This window comes from Clostridium sp. CM037 (assembly GCF_055081095.1).
Genome location: NZ_CM143650.1, coordinates 3,283,348 through 3,308,078, shown reverse-complemented (window position 1 = coordinate 3,308,078; position 24,731 = coordinate 3,283,348). Strand labels below are relative to the sequence as shown.

The following is a 24,731-nucleotide window of genomic DNA, read 5'->3' as shown; positions in this document are numbered from 1 at the left end:
ACCTAAGGAAATTATATCATAAGATAAGAAATATTTAAATGGAATTATCATTAATGTTTTAAATGATTACACAAATATGTAAATGTTATACATAAATTAATTTGTTTGAGTACATATCTTCAATTGCAATGTACCAGCTACTATCCAGTAACTGTTTTCTTGAGATAATTTTTTAAAATACAAAATACATGGAATAATGAGTAGTATTTTGTTGATATTTATCATATATATGACATTTAATATGTTATTATATACTATAAGAGTATATTTTAAGATGTTACTATAAATACAATTAATAAAGGAGATAATTCATGGAAGAAATTAAGTCACACAAAATAAAAATATTTATGTTACTATCAATAACTTTAATTATGTTTATTACAATAATAAAAGGAAGTAGTGGAATTAGCCATACAAAAAAGAATATACCCTTGGCAGCAAAGGGGGTGTTAGACTTAAGAAATTGGGATTTTAAAAAGGATGGTATGATAAAACTTAATGGAGAATGGGAGTTTTATGACAATGAGTTACACATGCCTCAGGATTTCCAAAGTATTCCTGAAGACGCTATTAGATATGAGAAGTTACCAGGTACGTTTGGACAAGAAGGCTATTGTACGTACAGATTAAAGCTACTTATAGACAATAAGAAGGAACTTTATTCAGTGAAAATAAATTTTATCCAAAATGCATATGAACTTTGGGCTAACAATAAACTAATAACATCGGCTGGACGGGTGGGCAAATCTAAAAACGAAATGATTCCAGAAAATGAGCCAGCTAGCGGCTCATTCTATGTAGAAAATGATGAAACCTATTTAGTCCTTCGGGTTAGTAATTTTTATAATAAATATGGATATGTAGATACATTAGTACTTGGGGAATCAAAGGAAATTACAGCTATAAGAGAGCAGAAGCTAGCATTGAGCTTGTTTATTATTGGATGCACCATCATGGCAGCTATATATAGTTTTGGACTATTTATTAATAGAAGAAAAGAAAAGGCTCAATTATATTTTTCAATCATTTGTTTAATCATTGCGATTAGAACACTATTTATTGGCCAAGGGTTCTTTTTTTCACTATTCCCTCACCTTAATTATATTTTCTCTACAAAAATGAAAATATGGACCTTTTATGCATACATTCCCTTTATTATCTTGTTTATAGATAAATCTTATGAAAAAATAATGTCACGTAAAGTAGTTAAAGTATCCAATTATTTAGGAGTGGTATATACTTTAAGTGTGATTTTTACTCCGGTTAAATATTATTTATACTTTATAGCACCTTTTGAATTATCTGCACTTGCATTGCTATTTTATATGATGTGTAAGATTTGTAAAATATGCATAAATAACAAACAAACTGATCATATAGTTGTTGTAGGACTGTTTGCTTTATTTATTACAAGAATCAATGATATCTTGTATGAATACAGTATAATAATTACGGACTCATTTGCATCTCAAGGCATATTAATATTTATTGTTGTAAATTACTATGTTTTAGCAAAGAGGCAAGCCAATGAACTTTCTAACATAGAAAGTAGTAGTGCTAAACTTAAATCTTTAAATGAATTAAAAGACGATTTTCTAGCGGTAACTTCACATGAACTAAAAACTCCATTGAACGGAATTGTTGGATTAACTGAAGGAATAGTAAATAATAAATATGCTGATTTAGATGTTGAGCTCAGAGAGGACCTATTTTTGGTGAATTCTAGTGCTAAAAGATTATCTAACTTGGTTAATGATATGATGATATTTTCAAAGCTTAAAAATAATCAAATTGTGTTACGTACGAAATTTGTTAATATAAGCAATGTGGTAGAAATGGTAATAAAATTTAGTGAAATATCTATAAATAATAAAAACGTTACTTTTAAAAATTTAATAGATAAAGACACACCTTATGTATTTGGGGATGAAGATAGGATACAGCAAATTTTATATAATTTACTTAGTAATGCTATAAAATTCACACATGAGGGGGAGATAATATTATCCTATATCGTAAAAAATTCTTTTGTTGAGATTTGTGTTACAGATACAGGAATAGGAATTCCAGAGCAGAAGCTTCATAAAATTTTCAGTAGATATGAGCAGGTGGATGGAATTGCAGAAAAGTATGGCGGCACTGGAGTAGGGCTTTATGTAACCAAAGAACTTATTCAAATACAGGGTGGGACTATAAAGGTTTCTTCTGTTATAGGAGAAGGCAGTAAATTTATTTTTACTCTCCCATTATGCACTGAGGAAGAGCTCAAGAGTAATCTTCATGAAAATCTTTATAATAAAGAAAATGAAGAGACAGCAGAACTATTAGCGCAGTATTCAAATAATCTAGAACTAAAACCTGATATAGTAAGTGTATCTATAGATAATGTTAGAAAAATTATTAATGAAAATATAAATTCAAGTAAGAAAGATAGGTATAAGGTTTTAATAGTTGATGATGAGTATGTGAATCTTAAAGTATTGAAAAATTATCTATCTAATGACACTTTTGAAGTTTTAGAAGCATCCAGTGGTAAGGAAGCATTGAGAATAATTGACGAAAATGTAGATTTAGATTTAGTAATTCTCGATATGATGATGCCAGATATTTCAGGTAATGAAGTATGTGCGATTATTAGGGAAGAACAATCGATTTTTGAACTACCTGTGCTAATTATGACTGCAGATAGCAATGTAGAGCACTTAGTTATATCCTTTGAGTGTGGTGCAAATGATTATTTAAGCAAACCTTTTAATATGCATGAGTTACTCTGTAGAATAAACACTTTGATAACATTAAAGGATTCAGTTAAAAAAGCCTTAGCATTAGTAAATGAGCTTGGAGTAGCTAAAAACCAAGTTGAAGCCCTTAGCGTGCAAAATGCCGAAGCTAGTAGACAAGTTGAAGAACTTATAGCATATGACAAAGTGAAAACGGATTTTTTAACTAATATGTCACATGAACTTAGAACTCCTCTAAATGTAATTTGTAGCACAATACAGTTATTAAAGTCTCTTGATGGAGCAAAAAACTTAGGTGATGAAAAGATTAAATATTATATTAATATAATGAATCAGAATTCTCTAAGGTTACTTAGACTTATAAATAATATAATAGACACAAATAAAATAGAGGCAGATTACATAAGTCTTAACTTGAAAAATGGTGACATAGTTTATGTTGTAGAGGAAATATCGCAATCTGTAGCTGAGTATATAAAAAGTCATGAAATAACACTCATATTTGATACTGATGTAGAAGAAAAAATAATTGCATTTGATGAAGAAAAAATTGAAAGAATTATGTTGAATTTACTATCCAATGCAGTTAAATTTACAGATAAAAAGGGAAGTATTCTAGTTAATATTTATGATAAAGGTGGTTTTATTGAAATATCTGTAAAGGATACAGGAATAGGAATTCCAAAAGGCAAGTTAGAGTTTGTTTTTGAGCGTTTTGCGCAAATCGATAAATCTACATCAAGGCATAATGAAGGTAGTGGAATAGGACTAGCATTAGTAAAGTCTCTTGTAGAAATGCATGAGGGGAACATTAGTGTAAATAGTGAAGGGGGAAAAGGAAGCGAATTTATTATAAATCTCCCAGTTAGAACAGTTGACAGGGAAGAGGAAGAAAACAATCTTAATAATAAAGAGGTATTTGAAACAAACTATGAACAAAATCTATCAATAGAATTCTCTGATATATATAAATAGTTAAATCATTACCTGCTTAGCTGTTTCAGGTTGTTAATATAATAATATTATATTATTCGGTAATACTATCAATATAATGTTATTATATTGATAAGAAATGTAGTTAATAGAATTATAAAAAAATACGTATTTATGTTATAATTAATTAGTATCTATATGGTAACTAAAGTTCATAAAAGTATCTACTTGCAAAAAATGAGTAAACGGTCTAAAATAATAGAAGAATATAAAAATATGATGATATTTATGGTATATCCTAAGGGGAAAGGTTGAGATGATGATTTTTAAAAGACTTATGATTGAAGATAAGAATGTATTTGAAAAATTTATATATCCATATAAATTTTTAAGTTGTGAATATTCTTTTACAACTTTATATATATGGAGAGAAGCTTGTGATGTTTGTTTTACTATTTATAAAGGTGCTCTAATAATAAAAAAGAAGGATTTCGAAGGAAGATATTATTTTATGCAACCTTTGGGATATAGTAAAGAAAATCTTAAAGAAATAATAGATGCATTAAAAGAATACAAAACAGAAAACAATATGGAATATTTGTTTAAAGATCTTGATGAGGGTGTTATGGAGGAGATAAGGGATATATATGATGATGCCCATGGTATCTGTATCAAGGAAGATAGAGATAACTTTGATTATTTATATGAAGCAGAAAAGCTTATAAAGCTTTCGGGTAAGAAGCTTCATGGGAAAAAAAATCATTATAATTCCTTTATAAAGAAGTATAACTATGAAGTTAAAGATATTAAAGGGGAAGAAGTAGTAAATGACGTAATAGTAGCTGCAGAAAAATGGTATGCAGGTAATAATGATGATGATGTACTTTATTACGAATTACAGGGGATAAAAGACATCGTAAAAGATATGGGAATTTTAAATAATAAAGGGATAGCTGTTTATGTAGATGAAAAGATTGTAGCGTTTAGTTTGGGAGAAAAATTAAATGATGATTTGGCAGTGATTCATATAGAAAAGGCAGATACAAAGTATAGCGGAGTCTATAGCTTTATTAACAAAACGTTTGTTGATACGAGTTTTAGTGAGGTTAAGATAATCAATAGGGAACAGGACCTAGGAATCGTAGGCCTTAGAAAATCTAAATTATCCTATCATCCTTTTAAATTAGAAAAAAAATATATTTTTAATTTTGGTAACATTTAATGATATTTCAGCTCCGAAGAATATGAACAGCATCGCGGGTGATGGTTTAATAGAGTAGAATAGACTAGACTAGCGTACAGCTAGTCTATTTTTGAAGAGTACATATAATCAATTTCAAATTAAAGCTGAGGAAAGGTGATAGAGTCAATAACCTCCACTTGCTTTGTGTTTGGAAGACGTTCAACTGGATATTTTGATATAAGGTTATTAGATGGTACTTCAATCTACAAGAGTGCGAAATTTTCAGAACTTAAATTATTACAAAGATCAAAAAGTTTATTAATAGAAAATAGAAAGGAGGTAAAGCAAGGTTGAGAGTTGCTTATCAGCAAGTAGCAATTCCTCGCCCACTTTAGAAGTGGGAGTATCCTTGCTACAAAAATATGAAAAATCTTTTAGTTGGAAAAAAAATAAAACTTACTTCTATAAACGAAGAAGATATTTTGGAACTTAAAAAGTGGCATAATGATGTGTCCTTCATGCGTAATTATGATGTAGTAAGCGCAATTCCTAAAAACATGGAAGAGGTAAAGGAGATAATAAGAGAGGCAAAAGAATGTAATAGAGCCTATATTTTTGCTGTTAAAGACAGTGAACAGGAAGAAATTATTGGTATTACAGGATTTGAAAATATATCTTGGAATAATGGAACTGCATTAATATATATAGGAATAGGGGAAGAAAAATATAGGGGACAAGGGCACGGAAAAGAAGCTCTTAAATTAACTATAGAGTTTGGATTTGAGGAACTAAATTTCCATAGAATATATCTTACTGTGCTTGAATACAATGAACCTGCAATAAAGCTATATGAGAAATTAGGGTTTAAAAGAGAAGGGGTCTATAGGGAATTTATTCACAGAGATGGTAGACGGTATGATATGTATTTGTATGGAATACTGAGACCTGAGTGGGAATATACGCAGAAATAAAATAAGAGTACATTACGTATATCTATTTTCAGTGTTTCTGCTCTTCTTATGGCAAGCTACTTCCTATATAATAAAAAAAACACAGTAGAGAAAATACAAATCTACTGTGTTTTTTTATGTTTTAAGATTATATTTACTTAGTGTATTAAACAAACCTTAAATTTTGAATATTTATATACTATTAATACTCTATTGAATAGTGTATTAATAATAGAGTATTATTATAGTGAATTACATTTGATTTAAATAATTTAAATATAAGAAAAATTTATTATAAATGAGGCGAAAGTTATGAAAAGGATTGAAAAGATATATAGCTTTATGGTTGAAGAATCTAAAGAATTCCTTTTAAAAGATATTAAGGAAGGAATGGGTTTTAGTGCCGGCACTATAGCAAAAAGTCTATCTATGATTAGGAACAATGTAAGTCTTGAGCTAAACAATTTACTTAGAGCAGATAAGATAATAAAGATAAAAGGTAGACCTGTACTATTCTTAGACAGAGAAACCGTGGAAAGACTTTTAGAATATAAATTGCAGCCTGGTCCTCTAGAATTAGAAAATTTTAATGAGCTTATATCGGAAGAGAAGACTGAAGAGGTAGAAAAGAACCCATTTGATAGTCTTATAGGGTATAATACAAGCCTAAGAACTCATATTGAGCAAGCTAAAGCTGCTGTCCTTTACCCGCCTAATGGACTTAATACACTTATAGTAGGTCCTACAGGGGTGGGCAAAACTTTATTTGCTAATATGATGTATAAATACGCCGTATATGTTAAGAGATTAGAGGCTAAGTCTCCCTTTGTGCTATTTAACTGTGCAGACTATTATAATAATCCTCAACTTCTCTTATCACACATGTTTGGACATATAAAAGGTGCATTTACAGGCGCAGATGTAGAAAAAGATGGCCTTGTAGCCAAGGCTAACGGTGGAATACTATTTCTTGATGAAATTCATAGACTTCCGCCAGAAGGGCAGGAGATGATATTTTATTTCATAGATACTGGAAAATATAATAAACTCGGTGAAACAGAAAGAAACAGAAAATCTACTGTGCTTATTATAGGAGCAACCACAGAGGACCCTGCGTCATCACTCCTAAAAACATTTGTAAGGAGAATTCCTATAGTTATATCTCTCCCCTCTTTAGAAGAGCGTCCAAGTAAGGACAAATTGGATATAGTGAAATTTCTCTTAGCAAATGAAGCACATAGAGTAAACAAACCAATAAAGGTAGATGCAGAGGCTGTAAAGGCAATTATAGGAAGTGCCTCATACGGGAATATTGGTCAGATGAAATCTAATATACAATTAGTATGCGCTACTGGATTTTTAAATAGCATAAATAATAAAGATTTCATTGAGATAGATTTCAAATCTTTACCTTCGGATATAAAAAATAGTCTATTCTCTTCAAGTAGTAAAAGAATGGAGATGGATGAGTTATCTAAGCATTTCGGCAAGCAAATTGTGGTGATGCCACAGGGGTATAAAGTTCTTATAGAAGAGGACTCTTCTGAGCCAACATTTAACTTATATAAAATAATTGAAGATAAGGCTGCTATTTTAAAGGATGAAGGTGCAGATGATGAATATATAAAAAAATTCATAACAACAGATATTAATATTCACCTTAAATGCTTTTATAAAAAGAGTAAAAATAGTGCTCAGGATAGAGAAAAAATACTTAAGATAGTAAATGAGGATACCCTTCAATTTGCAGAACAAGTTAGAGTGATTGTAGAAACAGAGTTAAAAAGGAAGTTTAATGAAAGATTTCTATATGCTTTTAGTCTTCACCTCAGTGCATTCTTAAAAAGAATAGATAATAGGAGTAGCCTGCAATATACAAATATAAAAAATACGATTAATGACAAACCTCAAGAGTTTAATATATCGCTTAAAATAAAAGATCTTATTGAGAAAAAATATAATATTATAGTACCTGATATGGAAGCGATTTACCTAACACTTCTCATTAGTTCAGTGCAAGAAGAGCAAAACAATGAAAGAGTAGCCGTGATAGTTGCTCTACATGGCAGCAGTACTGCAAGTTCTATGGTTAATGTAGCAAGAAATCTCTTAGGCGAGGGAGTAGTTGAGGGAATAGATATGCCACTTGATGTAAGTCCACAGAGGGTGCTTAATGATATTATAGAAAAGGTAAATGAAATTGATATGGGGCGTGGAGTGCTTCTACTTGTAGATATGGGATCTCTAACAAGTTTTGATACTATAATAACTGGAAAAACAGGAATAAGAGTCAAGACTGTGGATATGGCATCGACGCCACTCGTGCTCGAGGCGGTTAGAAAAGCCAACATGCTTGATATGGATTTAGATACTTTATATGATTCTTTAAAGGACTTTAAAGGATATGGACTTTATAGTAAAGATTCCAAAAAATTAGTAGTACAAAAGAATGCAGCTATAATAACCATATGCTCAACAGGAGAAGGCACAGCAAAAAAACTTAAAGAATTAGTTCATAATATTGTAATTAATGTAACGAGAGATGAAATATTAATTATACCTATAGGAATAATTAATATTAAAGCTGAATTAGAGGATTTAATGAATCGTTATAGAATAATAGCCGCTGTCGGTGTTATGAATCCTAAGATAAATGCGCCGTTTATATCAATAGAGAATCTTATTGGAGGTGATGGTGAAAAACGTCTTATGAATATAATACAGAAAAATCATATACCTACAGAGATGAAAGAAGAAAATATAGTAGTTAAAGAACTTTGCGAAGATAGTTTAAATGAGTTTTTAACATTTTTAAATCCACATAAGATTATTAGTGTATTAATGAATTTTACAAGTGTATTAGAAAAAGAAATGAGTAAAAGTTTTAGTAACTCTTTTAAAATTAAACTAATGCTCCATACGGGCTGTGCCTTAGAGAGAATGATTATAAAAGAAACACTTACCTATAGTGGAGATAGGAGTGCTATAGATGATGAGGTCTTAAGGGTTGTTATGGAGGCTACTTTTAAATTCAAAGAGACACTCAATATTAGTCTAACGGATGACGAAATGTATTATATTTGCGATATTTTTGCAGAGTAACATAAAAATACTATATATTTTCATGTTACAGTATTAAAAATAATAAACAGTGTATTAATAAAATAAAATAATAAAAAAAAAATTCTATAGATCCCCTTATTTTAAGGAGTCTACAGGATTTTTATTTTTTGATACACTATTTTGGTATGGGTATTGCTATTGATATATAAACATATATAGAACAAAGTGTAAATGAATTGAATAGGAGGGCTAATTAATAATAGTTATAGTATTAGGAATACATGGTAAATTTTCAGAGTAAATACTAAAATCTTCAGAAATGATTTTGGGACATCAAGAAAACGTTGCCACGATAACATTCTTACCAGGTGAGGGTGCAGATGATTTAATGAAAAAATATGAGGATACATTGGAATCTTTGCAGTGCGAAGATGGAGTGCTTTTTATGGTGGATTTATTTGGTGGAAGCCCCTTCGATGCGGCTAGCAGGATAGCAGTAAAGAGTGAATAAATGGATATAATAGCTGGAATGAATATGCCTATGCTACTTGAGATATTTTCAGCTAGAGAAAATTAAAATGTAGATGAACTTGCGCAGATAGCAATAAGTACTGGACATCTTGGAATAAAATCGTTAAAAGAGACTTTAAAAAATAGTATTGAGAATGAAAAAAATAGTAACGAGGAGGAATTATAAAATGATAATTGCATTAGCAAGAATTGATGACAGATTAATTCATGGTCAAGTAGCAACAATTTGGTCAAAAGACACAAAATGTCAAAGAATAATTGTATGTAATGATGATGTAACAAAGGACTCAATTAGAAAGACACTTTTGGAGCAAGTTGCACCTCCAGGAATTAAATCAAGTGTTGTAGGAATTGATGAGGCAATAAGAGTTTATAATAATCCAAAATACCAAGATGATAGAGTGCTATTTCTATTCACTAATCCAACTGATGTTGTAAGAATGGTTGGAGGTGGAGTAGCCATAAAGAGTGTAAATATTGGTGGTATGTCATTTAAAGAAGGAAAGAAACAAATAACTAGTGTAGTATCAGTAGATGATACAGATATTGAAGCTTTCAAAAAATTAAATGAAAAAGACATTGAACTAGAAATAAGAAAAATTTATTCAGATTCAAAAGTAGATTTAATGTCAAAACTATAAAATTCACCATATTAACTTCTGCCAAAGTACCATAGTATTAGTGTATAGTGTTATAAACCTTTTATTATTAGTTTTTGTTATTAATTGAAATGTATCATAATCATTAATTTTGGTTACAGGTTTTTCAAAACTTTTTTATAGATTTTACTGTAATAAATAAAAAATAGGAGGTATAAAGATGGTAGGAATTATTCTTGCTAGTCACGGAGAATTTGCTAAAGGCATATTGCAATCTGGTGCGATGATTTTCGGAGAACAGGAGAACGTACAAGCTGTTACGTTGATGCCTAGTGAAGGCCCTGATGATGTTAAAGCAAAAATGAAAGACGCAATCGCATCCTTTGACAACCAAGATGAGGTTTTATTCTTAGTTGATCTTTGGGGCGGTACACCATTCAACCAAGCGAATAGTCTATTTGAAGAACACAAAGTTAAATGGGCAATCGTAGCTGGTATGAATCTACCAATGGTAATTGAAGCTTTTGCTTCACGTTTTTCAATGGAATCCGCACAGGAAATTGCGGCTCATATCTTAAAGTCAGCTAAAGAAGGAGTTAAAGTTAAGCCTGAAGAATTAGAACTGGAAGATAATGGTAAATATTCAGAGGCTTCGGCTCAACAATCTAATGCAGGTGCACCTGGATCATTCGAATATGTTTTAGCTCGTATTGATTCTCGTTTACTTCATGGACAAGTAGCAACTGCTTGGACAAAAACTGTGAACCCTACACGAATTATTGTCGTATCAGATGCAGTAGCCAAAGATGGGCTTCGTACGAAATTGATCCAACAGGCGGCTCCTCCGGGTGTTAAAGCTCATGTTGTTCCAATTAATCAAATGATTAAACTTGCAAAAAATGATCAACAGTTTGGCGGACAACGCGCATTGCTTCTTTTTGAAAATCCAGAAGATGTACTTAGAGTGGTAGAAGGTGGAGTACCTTTGAAGACAATCAATGTTGGCTCTATGGCTCACTCTCCGGGTAAAGTTCAACCAAACAAAGTTCTTGCTTTCAATCAAGAAGATATTGATACCTTCAATAAGCTTAAACAAGCTGGATTGGATTTTGATGTTCGTAAAGTTCCAAATGATTCAAAAGGAAAAATGGACGAAATACTTAAAAAAGCACAAGGAGAATTAAATAAACCAAAATAATCTAACTATTTAGATAAAAAAGGAGGATAAATAATTATGGATCTAAATGTTGTCCAAATCATATTAGTCATTATCGTAGCATTTATAGCTGGTATGGAAGGTATCTTGGATCAATTTCAATTCCACCAACCAGTAATTGCTTGTACGTTAATCGGTTTAGTTACAGGTAACCTAATACCATGCCTAATATTAGGTGGTACTCTTCAAATGATTGCTTTAGGTTGGGCAAATATCGGTGCTGCCGTAGCACCCGATACAGCACTTGCTTCTGTTGCATCTGCAATCATCCTAGTTCTTGGTGGACAAGGCACAGCAGGAGTGCCTTCAGCTTACGCTATTGCTGTTCCACTAGCAGTTGCAGGGCTATTATTAACAATTATTTGTCGTACTATTGCTACATTATTTGTACATTTCATGGATGCTGCTGCTGAACAAGGAAATATCAGAAAAGTTGAAATGTGGCATATTATTTCTATTTGCATGCAGGGTGTACGTATTGCAATTCCAGCAGCCTTGATTTTAGCAATTGGTGCTGGTCCGATTCGTACAGCACTTGAAGCTATGCCTATATGGTTAACAGCTGGTTTAGCAATCGGTGGTGGAATGGTCGTAGCTGTCGGTTATGCAATGGTAATCAACATGATGGCTACAAAAGAAGTATGGCCATTCTTTGCAATTGGTTTTGTGTTAGCAACTATTTCACAAATTACACTTATCGGATTAGGTGCAATCGGTTTATCTATAGCTCTTATTTACTTAGCACTTACTAAACAAGGTGGCTCAGGTAATGGTGGTAGCTCAAATACCGGTGATCCATTAGGCGATATTATTGACACTTACTAAGAAGGGAGGGAATATAAAAATGGCAAATAAAATAAAATTAACAAAAAGAGATCGTATTTCTGTTTGGTGGCGTTCAACTTTCATTCAAGGTTCTTGGAACTATGAAAGAATGCAAAATGGTGGTTGGGCATATGCATTGATGCCCGCAATTAAAAAATTATATAAGACTAAAGAAGAGCGTGCAGCTGCATTGAAACGTCACCTGGAGTTTTTTAACACTCACCCATATGTAGCGTCACCAATTATTGGTGTAACATTAGCCTTAGAAGAAGAACGTGCAAGTGGTGCACCAATCGATGACGTAACTATTCAAGGTGTTAAAGTTGGTATGATGGGACCTTTAGCGGGAATAGGAGATCCAGTTTTCTGGTTTACTGTTAGGCCAATTTTAGGGGCATTAGCTGCTTCTCTTGCTATGGGTGGTAATATCCTTGGACCAATTATCTTTTTCTTCGGTTGGAATATCATCCGTATGGCATTTACTTGGTATACACAAGAGTTTGGTTACAAAACAGGCTCTAATATTACCGATGATTTATCAGGTGGTTTACTACAAGATATTACAAAAGGAGCATCTATCCTTGGTATGTTCATTTTGGGATCATTAGTTAACCGATGGGTATCTGTTGTATTTACACCGACAGTATCAACCGTTAAGTTAGCTAACGGTGCATACATTGATTGGAGCAAAATTCCTGCTGGAGCGAACGGTATTAAAGAAGCTCTGTTGCAACAATCAAGTGGCTTGTCATTAACTGCTACTAAGGTTACAACATTGCAAAATAACTTGGATTCATTGATTCCTGGACTTGCAGGATTAGCATTGACATTATTTTGTATGTGGTTGCTTAAGAAGAAAGTATCTCCAATTATCATTATTCTTGGGCTGTTCGTAGTTGGTATTGTTTTCCATTTAATCGGTTTAATGTAATATTTTTTACTCAGCCTGGGCTTTTTAGCCTGGGCTTTTGTTAAATTAAAGTGAGAAAAACAGTAGTACGATAATTAATAGAAACAAATAAAAAACATATAATAGAAAAGAGGTAGATCGTATGGTTCAATCACTCAATACAAATGTGGATATAGTAATTGATGCAACAGCTTTTACGGGTTTTACAGATTATGGGGAAATAATGATCGGCGACAAAGGTTTTGAGTTTTACAATTCTCGTGATTCTCGTAAATATATTCAAATTCCTTGGGAAGAGGTTGACAATGTCATTGCGTCCGTAATGCTAAAAGGAAAGTGGATTCCACGATATGCAATCCAAACGAAGAAAAATGGTACCTATACTTTTTCTTCTAAAGAACCAAAAAAAGTACTTCGTGCTGTTCGAAAATATGTTGAGCCAAATCATATGGTTCATTCGTTAAGTTTTTTTGATGTGGTCAAACGAGCGGTGCAATCGAGATTTAAAAAAAGTTTGTGAGCTTTTGCTTGAAAATTATGGAATTGAAAGAGAAATTGGTGATATTTTTATAAATGTGTCCTTATAAGCAGAAGAGCAAAATTTCAATTTGTTATGAATCACTTAAGCAGACATAGCATAGGAATATTAAAAAATGGGAATCAGAGTTTAATCTGGTTCTCATTTTTCTTGTAAAAAATAATGGAGGGATAAGGATGAACTATGCAGCTCCGCAGGAGATGAGTTTACTAATTGGCAGTTTTTAATTTACTGTACAAATATTTATAATTAATGGTAAAATGATATTTGTCGTTTATTTGTACTTTAGGTGAAATATAGATGATAATTATCATATTAAAGGAAGTGTCACAAAGGATGAAATCAAAAAAAAGAAGTATAGTCATTGCATTAATGGTGTCAATGTTCCTTGCAGCTGTAGAGGGAACAGTTGTGACGACTGCGATACCAACCATAGTTAAAGATTTAAATGGGTTTGAACTTATAAGTTGGGTTTTTTCTGCTTATTTACTGACAACAGCCATTTCTACGCCAATATACGGTAAATTAGCTGATTTGTATGGAAGAAAAAACATTCTTTCTATTGGAATAATAATTTTTTTAGTTGGGAGCTGTCTTTGTGGGTTTTCACAAAACATGTATCAGCTTATAGCGTTTCGTGCAGTTCAAGGACTGGGAGCAGGAGCAATATTTACAGTTACGTATACTATATTGGGTGACATTTTTACTGTTGAAGAAAGGCCAAAGATTCAGGGGTGGTTAAGTACAGTATGGGGAATAGCAAGTTTAGCTGGTCCTTTTTTAGGGGGATTTTTAATAGACAATTTCTCATGGCGTTGGATTTTCTTTATAAACCTACCTTTTGGAATAATATCTATAGTGCTTTTACAAAAAAAACTAATTGAAACTTTTGAGAAAAAGAAACATAAGATAGATTATGTAGGCACTTTATTATTTTCCATTGCAATTATAACGTTTTTACTGGGTAGCTTAACCGGTGGAAGAAATAATATTATAATAGCTTTAGTAGTTACAATTGCAGTATTGATTGTGTTTTATTATGTGGAAAAAAGAGCGGATGAGCCCATTATACCTTTTGAAATATTTACAAAAACTAGCACTATTGTAAATGTAATAACATTTTTAGCCGCAGCGATTTTAATAGGAATAGAGGTTTATTTACCTATATATATGCAAAATATTTTAGGATTAAGTCCTACAGTTGCTGGAGTGTCTATGGCACCTATGTCTATTGCTTGGTTCTTATCTTCGTTTGCTTTGTCTAAAGCTATCCCTAAATATGGTGGAAGAATAGTAATTGGTATATCTACTTTAATTTTGCTTATTAGTTGCGTATTTTTGTCTACTTTAAGTAGTGGATCTCTATTAGTATCAGTTATAGTTTATGGGTTCATTATGGGATTTGGATTTGGAGGAGCTTTTACTACATTAACAATAATGGTACAAGAGTCAGTGGGATATAACAAAAGAGGAGCAGCTACAGCAGCGAATTCACTGGTGCGTACACTAGGTCAAACTATAGGAGTAAGTGTTTTTGGAATTATATTAAATATGAATATAATTAAATACTTCAATAATATAGGAAGAAAGGGAATAGAACCTAACAATTTGTATTCCAAGGCAACTTTGAGTAGTGGAGTAAGTTTGCACCAGATAAAGCAAGCTTTAAATTCAGGGCTTCATGAAGTATTTATAATATTTATCATAATTGCTTTAGCATCATTGGCACTTTCTTTTATATTCGACTCAAAATTAAAAAATAATTCATGTGAACAATAAGTTATTTAATTAATTTTTCTTCAATTTGTTTATCATTAATTTGTTTATTCATAAAATTTTCTAGTAGGGTCTTTATTAAGGCTATAGTGGGAACTCCAAGTAACATTCCTAAAACACCAAAAAAACCTCCCCCAAGAACAATTCCTAGTATTATAAGTAGTGGACTAATCCCAACCTTATCTCCAATAATCTTTGGAGATATGAACCAACCATCAATATTACTTAAGGTTGTAATAAATAGTACCAACTGAACACATTTCATTGGGCTAAAGAATATTGTTATTATAACAGCGGGAACCATCCCTATAATATTTCCAAAATAAGGGATCATATTTGTTACACCTATTACTAAACTAAAAGGTAAAGCGTAAGGTATTTTTAATATCGTAAATCCTATAAAAGTAATAATACCAAAAATAATAGAGTCAATCATTTTCCCAACAAAATATTTCTTAAAAGTAGTATTAACTATCTTAAAAAAATCAATTATTTTAATAGCAACTGTTTCATTTAAAACAGAAAAAACAAATTTTTTAAGATTGAAAATAATAGATTCTTTATCCATCAAGAAGTAAATTGAAATTACGATTCCAGACATTAATTTCATAAAAAAAGAACCCAAACCCATTAGGTAATCAATTATAAGTTGAAAACCGGGGCTAAAATATGCAGATACATCCTTATTAAAAGAACTAAGGTAACTATCTAAGTAAGAAGTAGCATCAAATTTGTTTAGTAGTTCATTTTTAGATAAAAAATTGGTAGACCATTTATACGCTTTATTTGCAAAGTGAGGGATATTATTAAATAAATCAACGGAGCTTTTAATAATATTAGGAGTAACTAAAGTGATTATAAAAATTATTATGCCTATAAATAATGTGTAAATTATGCATATACTATAAATCCTTTTCATTTTTGTTCTCTTTTCAATAAACACCATAAGTGGGTTAAGTAAATAAGCTATGACGAAACCCCAAATAAAATAAGTAAGTAAAGAAAAAAAATTATTTAATATTGAACCTATATTTTCAACGTTGTTTACTATTCTATAAAGTAGAAGGGCAATTATAATAATAGGGACAAGCTGTATATATGGTATCTTTTTATATTTAATCAATGCAATTCCTCCAGTCAATATTTAGCCGCTTGTTATAAGATCAATGTAGTATTATATAATTGTAATATTGTAGATTAGAAGAAGAAGATTGTAGCTTATTTAATTATATCATTCTTAAAACAATTTATTAATATTCATTTTTAAAAAAATTAATGACATATTGCGTAATAATAGTAGGTTACAGAAATAGTCAACACGCCTTACAATTTCTGTTTGCAAACATGTGCAATAATGTGCTATAATATAGTTATATTTAAATACTAATGTTATCTTTTAGGTAGTGATGCTGATTTTTTTATTTATTTGTATAAATAATGGATATAACGTGGAAAATATATTTATGAAAACATGAAAGACAGCAGGGTAATTCATGTTGTCTTTTAATGTTTGTAATTATATACATTGAATTTTCAGATACTTGTAGTTAAAAAAATCATATCATTTTAAAGTTCAACACAAATTTTAGTGAAAATTATTAGTGGTAACATATGTACATAAAATAATAAACAGAAAGGCTTTATAAGCCAAGAGGAGCGAATTATTATGGAAGAAATGATTTTAGATGCATTTGAAAGAATTCCAACAAATAAAAGATTTGTAGAAGAAGGTTTTATTGCAGGTGTAATGTATGGCGATGGCGTTAAGGAAGCAACTTCTATAAAGGTTCAAGACGTAGAATTAATAAAGATTCTTAAAAAACATGGTTCTAATGCTAAAATATGGATCAAATACGGAGAAGATAAAAAATTTGGATTTATAAAAGAAATTCAAAGACATCCTGTAACAGCAAAAATTAATCATATAGACGTACAACTTGTTTCTAAAGATCGTGAAATAAAAATGCAATTACCTATTTCTTTCAAGGGAGAAGAGAATGTAGCAGCCAATCTACTTGAGTTGAAGGTTTATAAAGCTGAGATAGATGTTATTGGAAGCATGGGTATATTACCTGATGGAATAAGTATTGATATATCACAAAAAATACTTGGAGATACAATTACAATAAAGGACTTTGATTTAAATAAGCAAATAAAAGTTACTGATGATGAAAATCAAATTTACGCAGCTATAGCACAAATGAAAGAAGAAGTGACTGAAGAAGTTACAGCTGAAGCAGTTGTTGCTGAAACTGAAGCTAAATAATAAAATAGTAATTATATAATAATAAAAGGATGAACATGAAAAGTTCATCCTTTTATCTATTATGGATAAAATTTAAAATGTTTTGATGATGAGGTAAGAAAAAGAAAATAAGCAAATAGATACTTATTATTGTGAGTAAAATTAGGAGGCTAAAGAATGGCAAATATATTGAGATATTCAAAAAAACAATTAGATAGAACATTAAAAGATTTCGGAAAGAGAGAAAATATAGGTTCTAATGACATATCTGAGTGGATAAGACTAATAAACGATTTTATATATGAATTTGAACTAAAGTCTGAAGTTAATGAAGTAGATAAACTTTCTATAACAACTAGCAAAGAAGAACAAGTGGTAATTGAAAAAATGATGTATGCACTAGAAGGTACAAAAACTTCTTTGAATTACATTTTTGATGGTAATATTACTTATATAGAAGAATAGGTTATTATAACAATAAAATAAATATTAAAGGAAGCCATTTAATTAAATGGCTTCCTTTCAGGTTGTTTACAAACCCAGTATAATTTTTTTATTATACTGGGCTTTTTACATGCAATTATGCGATAGCATTTTGAGTTATGGATAAATTTAAAATAACAACTATCTTCTTAGTTAGAAAATCAAAAAACAGTAAAGATAGCAGGCTAGCTATCTTTTTCATATTCTGCACTGCTGCTGTAAGCAGACACTGCTCTTGCACATTTTCTAATCCACGCATATGGCAATAGCGAAGCCCATGCAGTTGTTTTGAATCTGCGAAGCTTCGCTCTATAGTTTCTTTTCTTCTTCTATATATATTTCTGCCTTTATCTGTTCTGGTGAACTTTACAACATCTTCTTTATACGTTTCCCAAACATGTCTTCTAATAGTTTTAAACTTGCTTTTTGCAGAAAAGCATTGAGCTCTGTTTGGACATATGTCGCAATATTTTGCATTACCAACATATTCTTTATATCCTTCTCTTGTTGTTGTTTTATAATGTAAAGCCCTTAAGTCAGGGCATACGTAAATGTCCTGCTCTTTAACATATTGGAATTTATTTTTTGTGTACATTCCTTTTGTATGTGGAGACCTACGGTATCCCATTACAGATTTTAATTCCCTCTCATATAGTTTTTTACATATAAGATTTGTAGCATAACCAGCATCTGCACCAACATATTTTGTATTAAAATTAAACTTTTTTATTTGCACATCTAATCTATCGATATAAGGATCAACATCATTTATGTTTCCAGGAGTAACATACACATCAGTAATTATATTATGTCTGCTATCGACAGTTCTGTGATCTAAATATGAGAAGCCTTCCGGCTTGCCATCTCTCATCATATATCCACTGTCAGGGTCGGTTGTGCTAACTTTAGTTTCTTTTATTTTGGTAACAGGTTCTTTTTCTTTTAAAGGTTTTTTACCATGGTTTATTCTATCTTCTTCTACTGCTTTATTAAGTTCAGCTATATATTCTTTCGGCGTTTTTTCAACTTCAATTTTCACAAGCTTTCGCTTATTAGCATTTGCTTTTAGGTGTGTAGAATCTGTGTAAAGTATTTTACCGGTTACCATCTTAAGATTTATAGCCTTAAATACTACTTTGTCAAATATTTTTTGAAACACATCTGTACCTTTAAACCGTCTACGTCTATTTTGGCTAATTGTTGAATGATCTGGAATAGGATCAGTAAGACTTAGTCCTAGAAACCATCTATAAGCCACATTTACTTCAATGTCCTTTACAAGTTGTCGTTCAGATTTTATTCCAAATAAGTACCCAATAAACAGCATTTTAAAAAGTATAATAGGATCTACGCCAGGTCTTCCATTATCTAAGCAGTAATATTTTTTAGTCAGTTCTCTTATAAAAGAGAAATCCATGTATTTATCTATATTTCTCAGAATATGGTCTTTAGGAACTAAATCTTCTAAATACACCATTTCTAGTTTTTGTTGTGTGAAGTTCTTTTCATTAATCATAATAATGCCCTCCGAATTATAAAGTTTGTATACTATATATATTCGACATTGATGTCCTAAAATCCTTTTTGAATATGAAAAAAACACTCCAATTTTAAATTAGAGTGTTTTACATTTTATGTTTGTCAACGGTCTGAAAGGAAGCCATTTAATTAAATGGCTTCCTTTAAAAAGTATCATATCATCGAAAAATTATTAAATGGAATCTAAAGAACATATAAATAAAAGTTTATTTTGAACTAGTACCTTTATTTGCATAGGATTGATTATTTAGCTTTTTTGTCTCTTCTAAAGCAGCATCACTATTGCTACTACTCATATTAGACATACCAGCACTTGATTGACTATTTAATTGTTTTGTTTCTGCTAAAGTAGAGTCACTAGTGCTGCTAGACATATTTGACATAGCAGAAGTTGAAACACCACTAGTACCTTTATTTGAAGCTGATTCATTATTCAATTGAATTGTTTCTTGTAGAGTAGAATCACTAGTGCTACTAGACATACCGGCATTTGAGTAAGAACTTGAACCTCCATTAGCTGCTGATTGTTTATTTAATTTTTTTGTTTCTTCTAAATTGTTATTCATAAGTATCTCTCCCTTCTAATATAAAAATTACACTGTTATCAAGTACAGTATATAGTTTACCCGTTTTATCTTAAAATATAGATGAAAATATTGAGAATTTTTACTTGAAAATTTTAAGATTGTAAAAATTTTAATGTTTTATTATATATCGTAGCAGCGGCGATGTGATATTTAAAAAATAAATCTATATTGTGAAGTTTATAAGTTATATTGCAATAAATATAATAATCAGTTATACTAAATATAATGATATTTTAACGTATTTTTTTCTTTATTAATGTGTAAACGATTCAATAAGACTAATTTCAAAAAGGAGTTTTGCTAAAATGGCTAAATATATAATGGCACTTGATCAAGGTACAACCAGTTCAAGGTGTATACTATTCAATGAAAAGGGACTTATTGTAACGTCCGCTCAAAAAGAATTTACTCAGATTTTCCCAAAAGGAGGGTGGGTAGAACATGACCCAATGGAGATATGGTCAAGTCAAATTAGCGTTGCAACAGAAGCGATGGCTGAAGTTAATGCTACGGCGTCTGATATAGCAGCAATAGGTATTACAAATCAAAGAGAAACTACTGTAGTTTGGGATAGACGAACGGGAGTTCCGGTATACAATGCAATTGTATGGCAATGTAGAAGAACTGCAGAGACTTGTGATGAATTAACACAAAAAGGATTTGATAAAATTGTTAGAGCTAAAACTGGATTGATTTTAGACGCTTATTTTTCTGGAACAAAAATAAAATGGATATTGGACAATGTAGAAGGCGCTAGAGCAGAAGCTGAAGCAGGAAATTTATTGTTTGGCAATATAGATACTTGGTTAATTTGGAATTTAACAAAAGGAAAAACATATGTAACAGACTATTCTAATGCTTCAAGAACAATGCTATTTAATATTCATGAACTTACATGGGATGACGAAATTTTAGAAACATTGAACATACCAAAATCAATGCTTCCAGAAGTAAAACCTTCAAGTTGTGTATATGGCAACACCGATATTTCATTGTTTGGAGGGGAAATTCCAATTGCTGGAGCGGCTGGAGACCAACAAGCGGCATTATTTGGACAAACTTGCTATTCACCAGGAACAGCTAAAAACACATATGGGACAGGCTGCTTCATGCTTATGAATACAGGAGACAAAGCAATTCAATCTAAACAGGGATTACTTACAACGATTGCTTGGGGAATAGATGGAAAAGTAGAGTATGCTCTTGAGGGTAGTGTATTTATAGCTGGAGCAGCTATACAATGGTTAAGAGATGAGCTACGCATGATTGACAATGCTGCTGATTGCGAAGAATATGCTAATGCGGTAGAAGATACAAATGGAGTATATGTAGTTCCGGCTTTTGTTGGACTTGGAGCACCATATTGGGATCCTTATGCAAGAGGAACAATTGTAGGTCTTACAAGAGGAGCAAAGAAAGAACATTTAATAAGAGCAACTCTCGAAGCACTTGCTTACCAAACACATGATGTTTTAAAAGCAATGCAAGAAGATTCTGGAATTATACTTACAGAACTTAAGGTAGATGGAGGAGCTTGCAATAACAATTTTTTAATGCAGTTTCAATCTGATATTTTAAACGTTCAAGTAGACAGACCAGAGGTTACTGAAACTACAGCACTCGGTGCGGCTTATCTTGCAGGGCTAGCAGTAGGATATTGGAAGAGCAAAGATGAAGTAGCAAAGCATTGGGCGATATCAAGAAGTTTCAAACCTAGTATGACAGAAGAAAAAAGAAAAGAATTACTTCATGGATGGCATATAGCTGTTAAAAGATCAGGCATAAAACTTGAATAGTAGTAACGAAATATTAATTGTTAATAATAATTTGTTATGCTATTATTAACATATGAAATATAAAAGAATAACCTAACACAGGGGAGTTGGATAGGCCAACTGAGAGAAAGAACTTTAATTCTTTGACCCTATAACCTGATCTGGATAATGCCAGCGTAGGAAGTTGTTTATTGGTGTATTATATATGTATATATTTTTATATATCAAGATGATTTAAACACGAATCCTATGGGTTTGTGTTTTTTGTTTTATAAATAAAATGGATGAATAGCGCCGCAGGTGATGATTCAACATTTAAAAGATAATTATTTTAGGAGGGAATTGATATGAAAAAAGTTTTAACTATAGCAGGTTCTGACAGCTCAGGAGGAGCAGGTGTACAGGCAGATTTAAAAAGCTTAAGTGCGAGTGGCGTATACGGGATGAGTGTAATTACAGCGGTAACAGCACAAAATACTATGGGGGTTTTTGCAGTGCAAGACTTGGGCGAAGAAATCATCAAGGCACAAATTGATGCTATTTTTACAGACATAGTTGTAGATGCGGTTAAAATTGGTATGGTTTCTGTGATCTCAACTATTGATGTGATAAGTGAGAAATTAAAACAATACAAGCCTAAAAACGTAATACTCGATCCCGTAATGATCTCAAAAAGCGGTTATTCACTGTTAAAGCCAGAGTCAAAGACGGCTTTGGTTAAAAAATTAATTCCACTAGCGTCAATTATTACACCTAATGTTCCAGAGGCTGAAGAAATTTTAAAAGAAGTAAATTCAGATATTACGAGGATTGAAACAGTAGTAGATATGGAAAGTGCAGCAAAAGAAATGTACAAGCTAGGATGCAAAAATGTGCTTTTAAAGGGAGGACATATGCAGGGGGAAGCTCTAGATGTGTTTTATGATGGAAGTGAAATTATACATTTTACGTCTGAGAGAATAAATACAAAAAATACTCATGGAACTGGATGTACTTTGTCTTCAGCCATAGCTGCAAATTTGGCGCTTGGCTATAGCATGAAAGATTCAATAAAAAATTCAAAGCAGTATATAACAACTGCTATAAAGCATTCTTTAGATATTGGGCATGGGGTGGGACCTACAAATCATTTCTATGAATTATATAAAAAAGCAGGGATGGCAAATGATTAAGGATAGTGAAAAACTGGGTTTTTAGCAGCGAGTTCTGTAAACTTAATAACACAAAGTTTAAGGGGAGTCAATAATGTATTAGTATGTATCATATTTATAGCAGTAGATATTAATTTATAAAACGTGATTTATTACTTGGAGCTACAATGCCCGTTATGCTTATTACAGGATTTATATAAACAATAAGTTGGAGGATGATGTAAATGGAAATTAATAAGAAAATAATTAAATTACTAAACAATTTAAGAGAAAAAAACCCATTGGTGCACCAAATAACAAATCATGTAACCGTTAATGATTGTGCCAATATTACACTAGCAATAGGTGGGTCACCGGTTATGGCGGAGGATATTCATGAAGTTCGCGAGATGGTATCACTTGCATCTTCACTTGTTATAAATATAGGAACATTAAATAGTGTAATTATAGAGGCTATGATTGAGGCAGGAAAGATGGCAAATGACTTAAACATACCTGTTATCTTAGATCCTGTCGGAGTAGGTGCAACAACTTATAGAACAGAAACTTGCAAAAGAATTATAAATGAAGTGAAATTAGCAGTTATTAGAGGGAATTTATCTGAAATAAAAACAATTTATGGTATTAAAACTATAACAAGAGGTGTAGATGCTAGTGAGAGTTTTTCTGTAGATAGTAATGAATTTACAAGAGAGAAAGAAATGGCAAGGAATTTTGCTGTTAAATTTAATACGGTGGTAGTTTTAACAGGTGCGGTAGACATTATATCGGATGGTAAGACTCTTTACACCGCATCAAACGGTCATAAAATAATGTCTAGGGTTACAGGTACAGGATGTATGTGTACTTCAGTTATTGGTTGTTATCTAGGCGCTGGAGATAATAATTTAATAGCAGGACTCGCAGGAATTGTGTCAATGGGTATTGCAGGAGAAACAGCTTATGAAAGCTTAGATAAACATAGCGAAGGATCAGGAACTTTTAAAGTGAAAATGCTAGATGCTATTTACAATTTATCTGAAGCTCTAATAATGGAAAGGAGCAAAATAAATGAAGAATAATGTGAATTATAGCCTTTATCTCGTTACAGATAGAGATGTATTAGTGGATTTAGATATATTTGCAGCAGTGGAGGAAGCAATAAAAGGCGGGGTTACATTAGTCCAGCTTAGAGAAAAGAGATTAAGTACTTTAGAGTTTTATAATATTGCAGTGAAAATAAAAATTATTACAGATAAATATAAGATTCCTCTAATAATAAACGATAGAATTGATATTGCACAGGCCGTAGATGCAGCGGGGGTACACATAGGTCAAAGTGATATGCCAGCGACTATTGCGAGAAGTATAATAGGAGATAATAAGATACTAGGGGTTTCTACTGCAACACTTAAGGAAGCACAAAGGGCAGAAAAACAAGGAGCAGATTATGTGGGTGTTGGAGCGATGTTTCCTACAACTACTAAAGATGATGCAAGTGCAGTTTCAGTATTATGTTTAAAAGAAATAAAAGAAAAAATTTCTATCCCTGTAGTTGCTATTGGTGGAATTAATGAAAAAAATGTAAATTTATTAAAGATAGCAAATATTGATGGAATAGCTGTTGTTTCAGATATTCTTGGGAAAAGATCTGTAAGGTCATCAGCAGAAAAGCTATGTTCTTCCATAAAGCAGAAATAATAGTGG

General features: G+C 31.5%; 21 protein-coding genes and 1 riboswitch. Of the genes, 18 read left to right on the top strand and 3 right to left on the bottom strand.

Features of this window, described 5'->3' with window-relative positions; genetic code table 11:
• The first annotated feature begins 311 nt into the window (after window positions 1-311).
• The 12 genes from ACWJKP_RS15890 to ACWJKP_RS15835 all read left to right on the top strand — a co-directional run bounded on the left by ACWJKP_RS15890 (window position 312) and on the right by ACWJKP_RS15835 (window position 15,268).
• A complete protein-coding gene (locus ACWJKP_RS15890; protein WP_220286505.1) occupies window positions 312-3,716 on the top strand; it encodes an ATP-binding protein in 3,405 nt (1,134 codons plus the stop codon).
• A 274-nt stretch (window positions 3,717-3,990) separates the two neighbouring features.
• Window positions 3,991-4,896: a DUF2156 domain-containing protein gene (locus ACWJKP_RS15885; RefSeq protein ID WP_165413155.1), complete on the top strand. Its 906-nt coding sequence runs from the start codon at window positions 3,991-3,993 to the stop codon at window positions 4,894-4,896.
• 135 nt (window positions 4,897-5,031) lie between these two features.
• Entirely contained in the window at window positions 5,032-5,211 is a 180-nt protein-coding gene (locus tag ACWJKP_RS15880) for a hypothetical protein (RefSeq protein WP_165413154.1), read from the top strand.
• Window positions 5,212-5,279: 68 nt separating this feature from the next.
• A complete protein-coding gene (locus ACWJKP_RS15875; protein ID WP_165413153.1) occupies window positions 5,280-5,828 on the top strand; it encodes a GNAT family N-acetyltransferase in 549 nt (182 codons plus the stop codon).
• A 291-nt stretch (window positions 5,829-6,119) separates the two neighbouring features.
• Window positions 6,120-8,909, top strand: a complete 2,790-nt coding sequence (locus ACWJKP_RS15870; RefSeq protein ID WP_165413152.1) for a sigma 54-interacting transcriptional regulator — start codon at window positions 6,120-6,122, stop codon at window positions 8,907-8,909.
• Window positions 8,910-9,171: 262 nt separating this feature from the next.
• Complete coding sequence (locus ACWJKP_RS15865; protein ID WP_318038343.1) at window positions 9,172-9,381, top strand: PTS sugar transporter subunit IIA domain-containing protein; 210 nt, start codon at window positions 9,172-9,174, stop codon at window positions 9,379-9,381.
• Between the two features lie 187 nt (window positions 9,382-9,568).
• Window positions 9,569-10,042 carry a mannose/fructose/sorbose PTS transporter subunit IIB gene (locus tag ACWJKP_RS15860; RefSeq protein ID WP_165413151.1) on the top strand — a complete coding sequence of 158 codons (474 nt, stop codon included), beginning with the start codon at window positions 9,569-9,571 and terminating at the stop codon, window positions 10,040-10,042.
• 178 nt (window positions 10,043-10,220) lie between these two features.
• Window positions 10,221-11,198 carry a mannose/fructose/sorbose PTS transporter subunit IIA gene (locus ACWJKP_RS15855; RefSeq protein WP_165413150.1) on the top strand — a complete coding sequence of 326 codons (978 nt, stop codon included), beginning with the start codon at window positions 10,221-10,223 and terminating at the stop codon, window positions 11,196-11,198.
• Between the two features lie 36 nt (window positions 11,199-11,234).
• Entirely contained in the window at window positions 11,235-12,041 is an 807-nt protein-coding gene (locus ACWJKP_RS15850; RefSeq protein ID WP_165413149.1) for a PTS mannose/fructose/sorbose transporter subunit IIC, read from the top strand.
• 19 nt (window positions 12,042-12,060) lie between these two features.
• Complete coding sequence (locus ACWJKP_RS15845; protein WP_165413148.1) at window positions 12,061-12,972, top strand: PTS system mannose/fructose/sorbose family transporter subunit IID; 912 nt, start codon at window positions 12,061-12,063, stop codon at window positions 12,970-12,972.
• A 121-nt stretch (window positions 12,973-13,093) separates the two neighbouring features.
• Window positions 13,094-13,471 carry a DUF956 family protein gene (locus ACWJKP_RS15840; RefSeq protein WP_165413147.1) on the top strand — a complete coding sequence of 126 codons (378 nt, stop codon included), beginning with the start codon at window positions 13,094-13,096 and terminating at the stop codon, window positions 13,469-13,471.
• 354 nt (window positions 13,472-13,825) lie between these two features.
• A complete protein-coding gene (locus tag ACWJKP_RS15835) occupies window positions 13,826-15,268 on the top strand; it encodes an MDR family MFS transporter (RefSeq protein WP_165413160.1) in 1,443 nt (480 codons plus the stop codon).
• Between the two features lies 1 nt (window position 15,269).
• Here ACWJKP_RS15835 and ACWJKP_RS15830 read toward each other — a convergent pair whose 3' ends face one another.
• Window positions 15,270-16,388 (bottom strand): AI-2E family transporter, encoded by a 1,119-nt coding sequence (locus ACWJKP_RS15830; RefSeq protein ID WP_165413146.1) that lies wholly within the window; start codon window positions 16,386-16,388, stop codon window positions 15,270-15,272.
• Between the two features lie 543 nt (window positions 16,389-16,931).
• Here ACWJKP_RS15830 and ACWJKP_RS15825 point away from each other — a divergent pair.
• Both ACWJKP_RS15825 and ACWJKP_RS15820 read left to right on the top strand, forming a co-directional pair.
• The gene (locus tag ACWJKP_RS15825) at window positions 16,932-17,531 is read left to right on the top strand and encodes a 50S ribosomal protein L25 (RefSeq protein WP_165413145.1); all 600 of its coding nucleotides are present in this window, start codon (window positions 16,932-16,934) and stop codon (window positions 17,529-17,531) included.
• A gap of 156 nt (window positions 17,532-17,687) precedes the next feature.
• A complete protein-coding gene (locus tag ACWJKP_RS15820) occupies window positions 17,688-17,975 on the top strand; it encodes a hypothetical protein (protein ID WP_165413144.1) in 288 nt (95 codons plus the stop codon).
• 115 nt (window positions 17,976-18,090) lie between these two features.
• Here the strand turns inward: ACWJKP_RS15820 and ACWJKP_RS15815 are convergent, their stop codons facing one another.
• Window positions 18,091-19,509: an IS1182 family transposase gene (locus tag ACWJKP_RS15815; protein WP_224578821.1), complete on the bottom strand. Its 1,419-nt coding sequence runs from the start codon at window positions 19,507-19,509 to the stop codon at window positions 18,091-18,093.
• A 229-nt stretch (window positions 19,510-19,738) separates the two neighbouring features.
• Window positions 19,739-20,098: a hypothetical protein gene (locus tag ACWJKP_RS15810; protein ID WP_462961311.1), complete on the bottom strand. Its 360-nt coding sequence runs from the start codon at window positions 20,096-20,098 to the stop codon at window positions 19,739-19,741.
• Between the two features lie 326 nt (window positions 20,099-20,424).
• Between ACWJKP_RS15810 and glpK the strand changes: the two genes are divergently transcribed.
• The 4 genes from glpK (at window position 20,425) to thiE (ending at window position 24,725) form a co-directional block, all read left to right on the top strand.
• Window positions 20,425-21,915, top strand: coding sequence for a glycerol kinase GlpK (glpK, locus tag ACWJKP_RS15805; protein WP_165413142.1), 1,491 nt, complete (start codon window positions 20,425-20,427; stop codon window positions 21,913-21,915).
• 69 nt (window positions 21,916-21,984) lie between these two features.
• Window positions 21,985-22,095, top strand: a riboswitch (TPP riboswitch).
• Window positions 22,096-22,241: 146 nt separating this feature from the next.
• Window positions 22,242-23,066, top strand: coding sequence for a bifunctional hydroxymethylpyrimidine kinase/phosphomethylpyrimidine kinase (gene thiD, locus ACWJKP_RS15800; protein WP_165413141.1), 825 nt, complete (start codon window positions 22,242-22,244; stop codon window positions 23,064-23,066).
• A 203-nt stretch (window positions 23,067-23,269) separates the two neighbouring features.
• The gene (gene thiM, locus ACWJKP_RS15795) at window positions 23,270-24,106 is read left to right on the top strand and encodes a hydroxyethylthiazole kinase (protein ID WP_462961310.1); all 837 of its coding nucleotides are present in this window, start codon (window positions 23,270-23,272) and stop codon (window positions 24,104-24,106) included.
• Window positions 24,096-24,725 (top strand): thiamine phosphate synthase, encoded by a 630-nt coding sequence (gene thiE, locus ACWJKP_RS15790; protein ID WP_165413139.1) that lies wholly within the window; start codon window positions 24,096-24,098, stop codon window positions 24,723-24,725. The genes thiM and thiE overlap by 11 nt, the downstream gene beginning before the upstream one ends.
• Window positions 24,726-24,731: the final 6 nt, after the last annotated feature.

Bases quoted from the DNA above. Each gene is read 5' to 3' on its own strand.
- ACWJKP_RS15890 (WP_220286505.1), top strand. From the start codon at position 312: ATGGAAGAAATTAAGTCACACAAAATAAAAATATTTATGTTACTATCA.
- ACWJKP_RS15885 (WP_165413155.1), top strand. From the start codon at position 3,991: ATGATGATTTTTAAAAGACTTATGATTGAAGATAAGAATGTATTTGAA.
- ACWJKP_RS15875 (WP_165413153.1), top strand. From the start codon at position 5,280: ATGAAAAATCTTTTAGTTGGAAAAAAAATAAAACTTACTTCTATAAAC.
- ACWJKP_RS15870 (WP_165413152.1), top strand. From the start codon at position 6,120: ATGAAAAGGATTGAAAAGATATATAGCTTTATGGTTGAAGAATCTAAA.
- ACWJKP_RS15860 (WP_165413151.1), top strand. From the start codon at position 9,569: ATGATAATTGCATTAGCAAGAATTGATGACAGATTAATTCATGGTCAA.
- ACWJKP_RS15855 (WP_165413150.1), top strand. From the start codon at position 10,221: ATGGTAGGAATTATTCTTGCTAGTCACGGAGAATTTGCTAAAGGCATA.
- ACWJKP_RS15850 (WP_165413149.1), top strand. From the start codon at position 11,235: ATGGATCTAAATGTTGTCCAAATCATATTAGTCATTATCGTAGCATTT.
- ACWJKP_RS15845 (WP_165413148.1), top strand. From the start codon at position 12,061: ATGGCAAATAAAATAAAATTAACAAAAAGAGATCGTATTTCTGTTTGG.
- ACWJKP_RS15840 (WP_165413147.1), top strand. From the start codon at position 13,094: ATGGTTCAATCACTCAATACAAATGTGGATATAGTAATTGATGCAACA.
- ACWJKP_RS15835 (WP_165413160.1), top strand. From the start codon at position 13,826: ATGAAATCAAAAAAAAGAAGTATAGTCATTGCATTAATGGTGTCAATG.
- ACWJKP_RS15825 (WP_165413145.1), top strand. From the start codon at position 16,932: ATGGAAGAAATGATTTTAGATGCATTTGAAAGAATTCCAACAAATAAA.
- ACWJKP_RS15820 (WP_165413144.1), top strand. From the start codon at position 17,688: ATGGCAAATATATTGAGATATTCAAAAAAACAATTAGATAGAACATTA.
- ACWJKP_RS15815 (WP_224578821.1), bottom strand. From the start codon at position 19,509: ATGATTAATGAAAAGAACTTCACACAACAAAAACTAGAAATGGTGTAT.
- ACWJKP_RS15810 (WP_462961311.1), bottom strand. From the start codon at position 20,098: ATGAATAACAATTTAGAAGAAACAAAAAAATTAAATAAACAATCAGCA.
- glpK (WP_165413142.1), top strand. From the start codon at position 20,425: ATGGCTAAATATATAATGGCACTTGATCAAGGTACAACCAGTTCAAGG.
- thiD (WP_165413141.1), top strand. From the start codon at position 22,242: ATGAAAAAAGTTTTAACTATAGCAGGTTCTGACAGCTCAGGAGGAGCA.
- thiM (WP_462961310.1), top strand. From the start codon at position 23,270: ATGGAAATTAATAAGAAAATAATTAAATTACTAAACAATTTAAGAGAA.
- thiE (WP_165413139.1), top strand. From the start codon at position 24,096: ATGAAGAATAATGTGAATTATAGCCTTTATCTCGTTACAGATAGAGAT.